Source organism: Pontibacterium sp. (assembly GCF_964228735.1).
In the GTDB taxonomy this organism is placed as follows: Bacteria; Pseudomonadota; Gammaproteobacteria; order Pseudomonadales; family Balneatricaceae; genus Pontibacterium.
Genome location: NZ_CAXRBQ010000077.1, coordinates 1 through 9,880 on the forward strand (window position 1 = coordinate 1; position 9,880 = coordinate 9,880).

Here is a 9,880-nt window from a genome sequence, read left to right on the forward strand (position 1 = left end):
GTGGCCGAGCATTAAGAATCCCATATACCGCAATGGGTGCGTGGTACTACAATCTGCGCGACAAATTGGGTATCTGATCAACGGACTGATCTCTGACATCAGCACCGTGATCAGGTCCCGGGGGATCAGTGCCCAAAGCGGATCGACTTCTGCACCAAAGTCACCCCACCCGTGCACTGAACACCCTGGATTGCGGTGCTGTAGAACACCAAAAATCTAAATAAAAACTATAAGTAAAGGTCTATTCATGAGTACGAACGTTGCAGAACCAAACACTGCACAGCTGGACAGCACCTCGCAGGGTGTGAGCCAACCAACCCGCTGGCTTGTTTTCTACGGCGCCATCATGGCGTGTTTCGCTTACCTGTCCACGCAGCACGTTGATGGTGAATCCTACGGCTTTCACAGCCTGCTGCCCGCACTACTGATCCTGGTGGTTGCCGTAATCACCAAGAAACCGCTGGAATCTATCTTCGCCGGGATCGTTGCCGGTCTATTGCTGCTCGATCCAACCAATATCGTCACCGGACTGGGCGACATCTCCATGAGCGTGGTGATGGACGAGACCATCGCCTGGATCGTGCTGGTCTGCGGCATGATGGGTGGTCTGATCAACATGCTGGAACGCGGCGGCAGCGTACTGAGCTTTGGCGAGTTGTTGGCCCGTCGTATCAAGACCAAGCGCGGCACCATGCTGACCACCTGCTTCCTCGGTGTGATGGTTTTCATCGATGATTACCTGAACTCGCTGGCAGTCTCCGCCTCTATGAAAAACCTGACCGACCGCTACAAGATCTCCCGCGAGAAGCTGTCGTTCCTGGTGGACTCCACTGCTGCACCTGTCTGCATCCTGGTACCGGTATCTACTTGGGCGGTGTACTTCGCAGCGCTGCTGGAAGAGAACGGCGCGACCGAGGAAGGCAAAGGCATGTCCCTCTACATCGACGCGATCCCTTACATGGCGTATGGCTGGGTAGCACTGTTTGTGGTGTTCCTAGTTGCTGCAGGTGTGCTGGGTGACTTCGGTGCGATGAAACATGCTGAAAAGCGTGCGCAGGCCGGTCAGCCGATTCCTCCGGGCACCGTGCAGGACGGTTTTGACACCTCCGGCATGAAAAAGACCTCGCCAATGGTGGGTCTGATGAACTTCCTGCTGCCGATGGCGGTACTGGTTGCGGCAAGCGTGTACTACGAAATCGACCTGCTGCTGGGCGCGCTGGTAGCGTCTATGTTCACCATGGTGCTGTACTTCTGGCAGAGCCTGCTGAGCTTCGGTCAGCTGGTTGATTCCATGCTGGACGGCTTCAAGGTGATGCTGCACCCGATCGCTGTTGTATGTGCGGGTTTCATGCTGAAGGACGTTAACGATCAACTGGGTATGACCCCGTACATTATCGAATCCCTGACGCCATACCTTTCTAAGGAGCTGCTGCCTGCATTGGTATTCGCAGCAATGGCCGCGGTGGTATTTGCGACCGGTTCCAGCTGGGGGGTCTTCGTGGTGTCTCTGCCGATCGTAATCCCGATGGCACTGGCGCTTGATATGTCCATGCCGCTGACAGTAGGTGCCCTGCTGTCTGCGTCTGCATTTGGTAGTCACGCCTGCTTCTTCAGTGACTCTACTGTTCTTTCTGCCCAGGGCTCCGGCTGTACCCCAATGCAGCACGCCCTGACGCAGATCCCATATGCACTGATCGGTGCGGTGATCACCTTCATCACCCTGATCGTACTGGGTTTTGCGATGGCTTAAGCCTCGCCTGATCCGCAGGGTACTGCCCTGAAATACGCCCCGGTACTTCTTGGTGCCGGGGCGTTTCTGGTTCTAACATGCTGTAAACGAGTAAAAAAATGACAATAACATCCCCTCGTATCGCCCTTCTATTGCTGCTATTGGTGGCCTTTGTCTGGGGTGCCGAGTTCGTACTTATTGATCTGGCTGTCGCTCAGATACCCACCCACACCTTCAATGCAATCCGGTTTTCCATCGCCGGGCTGTCGCTGATTCCGCTGCTCTACTATGCAAAGGATAAGGTTGAGGCGGGTATGCTGCCACGTTTGCTGGGTGCCGGTGCGTTACTGGGATTTATGTTGTTTATTGGCTTCTATACACAAACCGAGGGGCTGCGTTTTACCAGTGTATCCAACGCAGGTTTTATCACCGGCCTTAACGTTCCGCTAGTGCCGGTACTGGCGTTTCTGATCTTCCGCCAGAATGCGCGCCTGAATGTCTGGCTGGGTGTAATCACCGCTACAGCGGGGCTTTATCTGCTGACCATGGGAGACAAGCTGGAGATCAATGAAGGGGATGTGCTGGTACTGATCTGTGCATTTGCTTTTGCAGGGCATATCGTGCTGACCGGCCGTTTTGTCAGCAAACTACCGGTAACACTGCTGAGCATTATCCAGCTGCTGGCAGTGGCGATATACAGCTCTTTGGCTGCCTGGCTGAGTCCTGATCCCGCATTTTATTACCCGGACGCCACACCCGTTACCTGGCAGGAGCAGCTTTCTACACCGATTATTATCTGGTCGATCCTGATCGCCGCACTGTTTGGTACCGCCTACGCTTTCTGGGCACAGTCTGCCTGCCAGACCATTCTGGAACCCCACAAGGTAGCGCTGGTGTTTGCGACCGAGCCGGTGTTCGCCCATATCTCGGCGTGGATCTTCCTGGATGAGCACTTGGGGCCACAGGGGATGATTGGCGCGGGCATGATTATCGCCGCGATGCTGATTTCAGAGCTGGGGGATAAGAAACACCTGCCGAAGATCGAGCCGTTGGATCATACGGCGGTGCCGGAGTGATAACTGAGTAGAATTGTTTGTTGGGCATTGCTTCGCAATGGCCAACCTACGGGTCAGGTAGGTTGGTCATCGCAAGGCGATGCCCAACACGTTAATCACGCCTCTTCGTAAATCGCGTAAAACTTCTGCGCTTCACCGATGGTTTCCCAAGTGCCCTGATACCCCGCCGGAATCACGAAGGCATCCCCTTCGATAATCTCCTCTGCCACACCTTGGGCATCCGTCAAAATCGCTTTGCCTTTAATCAGGTAACAGAACTCGTCTTCGGTGTAGTTCAGTGTCCACTTACCTTCGGTAGACGACCAGACGCCACAGAAGAAATTCTCTTTGGTATTGGTAAACAGATTTTCGATGATCTCTTTGGGTGCGCCGCTCAGAACGCGCTCAGGATTGATGGCCGTTGCAGCAGGAGCTTCGACGGAAGGTTTAATACGTAGAAGTGCATGTGTCATGGATTGATACCTCATGGTTGTATAAAGAAACCCGAGGTAGCTTTTGCTTTTGGGAGAGTCGAGCCAATCAGATCGATCAGCTTTCGGCCTGACAACTCTCCAGATGCTGTCGCAGCAGAGCACAGAGCATGAATTTCAGGTCGGCCAGGGTCCGCTTGGCGCGTTCGCCACTCTGATGGACAACAACCAGGAATACACTGTGACTGGTTTCCAGATACAGACGACCCAAACGTTCGCGCTCTTTCACGTGACGGTTAATCCCCATGCGCTTGAAGATCTCCGCCATACGGGAGATCACCAACTCATCGTGCTGGTCATCCAGTTCGCGCAGTTCCGGTACCGAGAACATTGCCTGCACCAGGGTCAGTACAGCCTTCTGTTTCTTGTATACCTTGAGGTTCATCGCCAGCATCTGATCGACCAGCTCTTCCAGCACCATCTCCTCCACCGGCAATTCAGCCACTGCACTGAGGACCTTGTCGATCTCCTCCAGCCAGCGTGAACCCATGGCGTACAAAATGGCGTGTTTGTTCGGGAAGTAGTGGTAGAGGGAGCCAACGGAGATGCCCACCTCTTTGGCAATCAGCACCGTGTTGAGATCATCGAAACCGACACGCTCCAACAGTTCACTGGTGGCATCGATGATCTCTTTCGAACGTTTCTTAGAGCGACCCTGAACAGGCGCATTACGTGGTTTCAGATCCTGCGATTTACGCTTGATCGGCAGAGACTTTTCACCCGTTTGCTTTGATTCCATTGTGTCGCTCTTAAAACAGTATCCAGAAAGGCCAGCATTATAGAGCAAAGCTACCTTAAATCAGACTGTTTCGGAACGTCAGAAGAAACGATCACGCATGGAATAGTACAACATGCCCGCCACTAGCCCTGGCCAGCGCAGCAGCGTGCCACCTGGGAAGGTCGGTGTTGGCACCTTGGCAAACATATCAAATTTCTCGGCCGAGCCACTGACTGCATCGGCCATCAACTTACCGCCCAACGTTGCCAGCGCCACGCCGTGGCCCGAGTAGCCCTGTGCGACAAACAGGTTATCGTCCAACCGGTTAAAGTACGGCATACGGTTCAGGGTAATTGCCAGAGTGCCACCCCAACCGTAATCGATACGTACATCTTTCAGTTCAGGATAGAACTCCAACATGTACTTACGTACGAAACCACGGATATCGTTTGGGAATTTGCTGGTGTAGTTCTCACCACCGCCCCACAAAAGACGGTTATCGCCGGACAGCTTGAAGTAGTTGATAACAAAACGGGAGTCCGCCACCGCTACATCATCACGGTTGATCCGGCGACAAAGTGCTTCATCCAGCGGCTCCGTGGCAAGGATGAAGTTGTTGATTGGCATGATCTTGCCCGCGATACGTGGCTCCAGTTTGCCCAGATAACCGTTGCATGCCAGCAGGATGTATTTCGCTTTTACACAGCCGTGCTCGGTATTCACCTGCGCGTCACGCCCCGCACGATAATCGGACACACGGCTGTTCTCGAAAATCTGCACACCGGCTTTTTCGGCTGCTGCAGCAAGACCCAGGGCATAGTTCAACGGATGCAGGTGTGCGGCATTGGTCCAGTATTCGCCGCCAAAATAGCGCTCCGACCCCAACATCGCCTGCACTTCATCCTTATCGGCATAACGAATCGCATCGTAGCCCAGGACATTCTGCTTATAGGCAATGTCCTTTTTCATCTCATCACACGGGCCTGGCTTAACCGCGACATGCAACACGCCTTTCTTCAGATCACACTTGATATCGTGTTTGTCGATCAGGTCACGAACCAGATCAACCGAATCGATAGACATCTGCCAGAGCGCATCGGCAACCTCGCGCCCTACTTTGCCCACCATATCTTCGTGGCTCATATTGTGGCCCTGACACACCTGACCGCCGTTACGACCGGATGCCCCCCAGCCAACACGTTCAGCTTCAAGCAATGCAACAGAGTAGCCCTTCTCTGCCAGATGCAGCGCAGCAGACAAACCGGTGAATCCAGCACCGATCACACACACATCCGCACTCACCTCGCCACGCAGTGTCGGGTAATCATTCTTATGGTTTGCTGAATCCGTGTAGTAAGAGGATTCATAGCCCTTAACACTCATTTCGAAATCTCCAGCTGTCACCCGCCGACGGCGGACAGTGACGCACAAAACCTATATTGGGCCACACAATAATTCGAATGATACTTCTAATATCAGACACCAGCAAGACAATAAAACCGAAACTTTATTCAATTTACATATTGATTCCGGGCAAAACTTGAAATAACCTAAAAGCCGAATGATGATTCGATTTAAAGAAGCGCCACACAATCCAATAAACCGAATCATCTTTCGAATAAAAACAAACCCAACCGCTGATCCACGATTAACCTTGTAGCAGAAGCTAGTTTGGCTAGAGTTAACGATGGACGGAGCGAGAAAATCTCTCGCTTATCAGCGAGATAAAAGAAAAACACATAGGTGATTTATGGAAGCCGTTACCAGGTTTCTCAAAGAGAACGTCATTACAGAAGTAGAATCGACCTTCCCTGATATGACGGGCAATGCGCGCGGTAAGTTTTACCCAACGCAGAAGTTCATCGATGAAAAAGGCGGCAAGATCCCGGAAACCCTGCTGGTACAGACCGTAACCGGCGAATGGGCCGACAACCACTATGATCTGGTTGATCCGACAGACAAGGATATGGTGCTGGTACCCGATCCGGATTCGCTGCGCATTGTACCTTGGGCAACTGAGCCGACTGCTCAGGTGATCAACGACTGCTTCACCGCAAACGGCGATCTGCATCCACTATCCAGCCGTTCTGTGCTGCGCCGTGTCCTGGCACTGTACGAAAAAGAGGGCCTGAAACCGGTCATCGCACCGGAGGTGGAGTTCTATCTGGTACAGAAAAACCTGGACCCGGATTATGAACTGAAACCGGCAACCGGCCGCTCCGGACGTCGTGAAACTGCGCGCCAGTCCTACAGCATCGATGCGGTCAACGAGTTCGATCCGGTAATCGATACGCTGTACAACTACTGCGATGCGTTGGGCCTGGATGTAGATACCCTGATCCATGAATCAGGCGCTGCGCAGATGGAGATCAATTTCCTGCACGGTGATGCGCTGAATCTGGCTGACCAGGTGTTTGTCTTTAAGCGTGCCCTGCGTGAGACCGCGCTCAAGCACGATATGTATGCCACCTTTATGGCCAAGCCGATGCAGCATGAACCAGGCAGTTCAATGCATATTCACCAGAGCCTGGTTGATATCGAGACCGGTAAAAATATCTTTGCGGGCGATAAAGAGGGTGAGTACACCGAGGCGTTCTACCACTACGTAGGCGGCCTACAGAAATACACCCGTAACGCGATTCCGTTCTACGCGCCAAATGTGAACTCCTATCGCCGTTTTACACCGGAGATGTCAGCACCGGTTAACTTCGAGTGGGGTATCGACAACCGCACCGCGGGTCTCCGCGTACCAGACGCTCCGCTAGCCGCAAGCCGCATCGAAAACCGTTTTGCTGGCGCTGATTGCAACCCTTACCTGGCGATTGCGGCAAGCCTCGCTTGTGGTTATCTGGGCATCAAAAACAAACTGATGCCAGACGAACCAAATCAGGGCCTGACCGCTGAAGAAGGTGACCCGGTTGAGGTAGCACGCTCTCTGGAAGAAGGCCTGCGCCTGCTGGAAGACTGCCCTGAGCTGCAAGAGATCATGGGCGAGTTGTTTGTAAAAGCCTATATCGGCGTCAAACGTGCAGAGTTCGAAACATTTAACCAGGTAATCAGTTCCTGGGAACGCGAGTTCCTTCTGATGACCGTCTAACGATTTTGGCTGTGCTCCGTGAACTGCTCGTCGCGGGGTGCGGCCACCCTAACTTACACACTCAAATACGATGTGAGGCGAAAATAATGACAAAAGCTTTACCATCTCAGCTTAAGACAGCAATCGCGGCGGCCGCCATTGGACTGGCCAGCTTTTCCCCTGTATCCCAGGCCCAGGAAGTTTTGAACTTCTACAACTGGTCCGATTACATTGCCGAAGAGACGATCGCACGCTTCGAGAAAGAAACCGGCATCAAAGTGGTTTATGACGTTTACGACAGTAACGAAACCCTCGAAGCCAAGCTGCTGGCCGGCAACTCCGGTTACGACCTGGTCGTACCAAGTTCCCACTTCATGTCTCTGCAGATCAAGGCAGGCATCTTCCGCAAGCTGGACAAGTCCATGCTGCCGAATATGGTTCACCTGGATCCATCGCTGATGAAAACTCTGGAGAAGAAAGACCCGGGTAACGAGCACGGTATCCCTTACCTCTGGGGCACTACCGGTATTGGTTACAACCCAAAACAGGTTGCCGAGGTATTGGGCGAAGACGCACCGGTTAATAGCTGGGAGCTGGTCTTTAACCCTAAGTACCTCGAAAAACTGGCCGAGTGTGGTGTGACCTTCCTCGACTCCCCGGATGAGATGTTTCCGTTTGCGATGCTCTACTCCGGAGTTGATCCTAACTCGCAGAAACGTGCTGACTTCAAACCCAACTCACCTGCGGTGAAAACCCTTAAGGCTGCACGCCCTTACGTGAAACAGTTCACCTCCTCCCAGTACGTAAACGATCTGGCAAACGGTGATACTTGCGTGGCCGTTGGTTTCTCTGGTGACGTTTTCCAGGCCGCAGCCCGCGCAGAAGAAGCGGACAACGGTGTTGTAGTTGAGTACAGCATCCCTAAAGAGGGCAGCGAAGTTTGGTTCGACATGCTGCTGATCCCAGCGGACGCCAAGAACTCTGCAAACGCACACAAGTTTATCAACTACCTGCTGCGCCCTGACGTGATCGCCGAGATCACCGACTACGTGTGGTACGCCAACCCGAACAAAGACGCCACCTCTCTGATTGATCAGGAAATTGCAGGTAACCCTGCGATCTACCCGACACCAGAGACCAAGACCAACCTGTTTGTACAGGACCAGATGATGCCGAAAGTTGCGAGAATTCGCACACGTCTGTGGGCTGACATCAAAGCAGGCCGCTAACAGATAACTAAATGCTGCAACGTTTTTTGGATCTGAAGGTGCATTAGATCCCTCCTGCCCTGGTGCTTCGCACCGGGGCTTTTTTTGGCTCCTTGCCTGTCCCGATTGTAAGTTGGCCTTCGCAACGCAAAGCCCAACAGGTATTGCAGGGGCAAGTTTTGCATCGATTCGTTGGGCATCGCTTCGCGATGGCCAACCTACTTTACCTACTGCTCATCGACGCCAAAATGGCTTTTTGGCCTCTTCTAGTGCTTCAGCACGACTCACGCCAATATCCTTCAACTCATAGTGGCTAAGCATCTCTAGCTGACGACGGCTACGGTAATTCTGCCACCAACGCTTTAGAGATTGCTTCAGCACGGACACTTTATTATTTCTTACAGGCTTTACGGTATCGATCTGGACTCTGGCATTCATAACTCTCTCCCGATGCTCTAATTTATGTACTAATCTTCGGGATTTGCGCGCATTGCGACAAACGAGTTATTACGCCCTATACTTAAGTTTTTCTTAACCACATTGGCTTCCTTATGGCACACCTCCCTCTCAAAGCCCTGCAAGCATTTCGCCTGGCCGCCGAAGCCAACAGTTTCAAAGAAGCCGCCGAACAGCTGCATGTCACCCAAGCCGCAATCAGCCAGCAGATAAAGTCGCTGGAACAGCATCTGGGGCTGAAACTGTTTAAGCGACTGACACGGGAGGTGGAACTGACCGCGGAAGGACGGCAGTTGCTGCCCTACGTTAGCCAGGGCTTCTCCAGCCTGGAAACGGGGATGGCGCAATTGATGGATGACCCCAATCCCAGTCGCTTGACCTTAAGCACCCTGCCCTCCTTTGCCAGCCGCTGGTTGGTGGCAAAGCTAGGGGAATTTCAGCAGGAGGCGCCGGACCTTTCCATTCAGCTAACGGTGGGTGACAGACTGGAACGATTTGAAGGGGAAGAGCTGGATATTGCCGTACGTTTCGGCCGCGGCGACTACCCGGGTCTGAATACTGAGCTTTTACTGAAGGACTATCTGATTCCCGCCTGCCATCCATCGCTGATTAACAGCGACAGCCCGGTTGTGGAACAAATCGGCTCCCTGCCCTGGCTACAGGACGATACGCCGGAGCTGGTGGATCTCTGGTCGGAGTTCGCAAAAACCCTGAACCAGGAAGCGCCACGCCTGCAGGTGACCGACTCAGGCACCCTGATTGAAGCCCTGCTCGGTGCACAGGGCATGGCGTTTGTGAGGTTTAGTTTGGTGTACAACTTGCTGGAGCGCGGCATCCTGATCAGCCCGCTCCAGAGCCACTGGAAGACGCTGTACGACTACTACCTGGTGATGCCGGAGCACCATCAACAACGCCCCAAAGTGAAACGCTTTGAGGCGTGGCTGAGAAAGGAGGTTCGGGAGATTGAGAGCAGTTGGGAGCGGTTTCAGAAGCGGAAATAGAACCGCCCGTAGATACCATCTCTCGATTCTGGCTACAAACGCTTTTAGAGCGGGTGTAGCTGGAACTTTTCCTGGCTTTTCACCACGCCAAAGCACAGGTGGACCAGCTTTCTCATCGCTGCGCCCAGTGCCTGCATTTTGTTCTT

At 53.2% G+C, this 9,880-nt stretch carries 9 protein-coding genes and 1 pseudogene; 5 read left to right on the forward strand and 5 right to left on the reverse strand.

What is annotated here, in order from left to right; translation table 11 throughout:
* The first annotated feature begins 247 nt into the window (after positions 1-247).
* Together ACEQ15_RS08535 and ACEQ15_RS08540 are read left to right on the forward strand one after the other, a co-directional pair.
* Positions 248-1,750, forward strand: a complete 1,503-nt coding sequence (locus ACEQ15_RS08535; protein ID WP_370278709.1) for a Na+/H+ antiporter NhaC family protein — start codon at positions 248-250, stop codon at positions 1,748-1,750.
* Between the two features lie 98 nt (positions 1,751-1,848).
* Positions 1,849-2,805, forward strand: coding sequence for a DMT family transporter (locus ACEQ15_RS08540; protein WP_370278710.1), 957 nt, complete (start codon positions 1,849-1,851; stop codon positions 2,803-2,805).
* Positions 2,806-2,900: 95 nt separating this feature from the next.
* On the opposite strand, the gene ACEQ15_RS08545 is transcribed toward ACEQ15_RS08540, so the two are convergent.
* The 3 genes from ACEQ15_RS08545 to ACEQ15_RS08555 all read right to left on the reverse strand — a co-directional run bounded on the left by ACEQ15_RS08545 (position 2,901) and on the right by ACEQ15_RS08555 (position 5,376).
* Entirely contained in the window at positions 2,901-3,257 is a 357-nt protein-coding gene (locus tag ACEQ15_RS08545) for a cupin domain-containing protein (protein ID WP_370278711.1), read from the reverse strand.
* A 76-nt stretch (positions 3,258-3,333) separates the two neighbouring features.
* On the reverse strand, positions 3,334-4,014 hold the full coding sequence (locus tag ACEQ15_RS08550) for a TetR/AcrR family transcriptional regulator (protein ID WP_370278712.1): 681 nt from the start codon (positions 4,012-4,014) through the stop codon (positions 3,334-3,336).
* 78 nt (positions 4,015-4,092) lie between these two features.
* On the reverse strand, positions 4,093-5,376 hold the full coding sequence (locus ACEQ15_RS08555; RefSeq protein WP_370278713.1) for an NAD(P)/FAD-dependent oxidoreductase: 1,284 nt from the start codon (positions 5,374-5,376) through the stop codon (positions 4,093-4,095).
* A gap of 367 nt (positions 5,377-5,743) precedes the next feature.
* On the opposite strand from ACEQ15_RS08555, the gene ACEQ15_RS08560 reads away from it, so the two are divergent.
* Positions 5,744-7,090 carry a glutamine synthetase family protein gene (locus ACEQ15_RS08560; RefSeq protein ID WP_370278714.1) on the forward strand — a complete coding sequence of 449 codons (1,347 nt, stop codon included), beginning with the start codon at positions 5,744-5,746 and terminating at the stop codon, positions 7,088-7,090.
* Positions 7,091-7,176: 86 nt separating this feature from the next.
* Positions 7,177-8,298: a polyamine ABC transporter substrate-binding protein gene (locus ACEQ15_RS08565; RefSeq protein ID WP_370278715.1), complete on the forward strand. Its 1,122-nt coding sequence runs from the start codon at positions 7,177-7,179 to the stop codon at positions 8,296-8,298.
* Between the two features lie 213 nt (positions 8,299-8,511).
* On the opposite strand, the gene ACEQ15_RS08570 is transcribed toward ACEQ15_RS08565, so the two are convergent.
* A complete protein-coding gene (locus ACEQ15_RS08570; RefSeq protein ID WP_370278716.1) occupies positions 8,512-8,715 on the reverse strand; it encodes a DUF1127 domain-containing protein in 204 nt (67 codons plus the stop codon).
* Positions 8,716-8,828: 113 nt separating this feature from the next.
* Here ACEQ15_RS08570 and ACEQ15_RS08575 point away from each other — a divergent pair, with 113 nt between their 5' ends.
* Positions 8,829-9,734: a LysR substrate-binding domain-containing protein gene (locus ACEQ15_RS08575; protein WP_370278717.1), complete on the forward strand. Its 906-nt coding sequence runs from the start codon at positions 8,829-8,831 to the stop codon at positions 9,732-9,734.
* Positions 9,735-9,778: 44 nt separating this feature from the next.
* Here ACEQ15_RS08575 and ACEQ15_RS08580 read toward each other — a convergent pair.
* Positions 9,779-9,880: pseudogene (locus tag ACEQ15_RS08580) on the reverse strand (IS110 family transposase); the annotation flags it as partial.

Excerpts from the sequence above, each read along its gene's own strand:
- ACEQ15_RS08535 (WP_370278709.1), top strand. The coding sequence starts at position 248 with ATGAGTACGAACGTTGCAGAACCAAACACTGCACAGCTGGACAGCACC.
- ACEQ15_RS08540 (WP_370278710.1), top strand. The coding sequence starts at position 1,849 with ATGACAATAACATCCCCTCGTATCGCCCTTCTATTGCTGCTATTGGTG.
- ACEQ15_RS08545 (WP_370278711.1), bottom strand. The coding sequence starts at position 3,257 with ATGACACATGCACTTCTACGTATTAAACCTTCCGTCGAAGCTCCTGCT.
- ACEQ15_RS08550 (WP_370278712.1), bottom strand. The coding sequence starts at position 4,014 with ATGGAATCAAAGCAAACGGGTGAAAAGTCTCTGCCGATCAAGCGTAAA.
- ACEQ15_RS08555 (WP_370278713.1), bottom strand. The coding sequence starts at position 5,376 with ATGAGTGTTAAGGGCTATGAATCCTCTTACTACACGGATTCAGCAAAC.
- ACEQ15_RS08560 (WP_370278714.1), top strand. The coding sequence starts at position 5,744 with ATGGAAGCCGTTACCAGGTTTCTCAAAGAGAACGTCATTACAGAAGTA.
- ACEQ15_RS08565 (WP_370278715.1), top strand. The coding sequence starts at position 7,177 with ATGACAAAAGCTTTACCATCTCAGCTTAAGACAGCAATCGCGGCGGCC.
- ACEQ15_RS08570 (WP_370278716.1), bottom strand. The coding sequence starts at position 8,715 with ATGAATGCCAGAGTCCAGATCGATACCGTAAAGCCTGTAAGAAATAAT.
- ACEQ15_RS08575 (WP_370278717.1), top strand. The coding sequence starts at position 8,829 with ATGGCACACCTCCCTCTCAAAGCCCTGCAAGCATTTCGCCTGGCCGCC.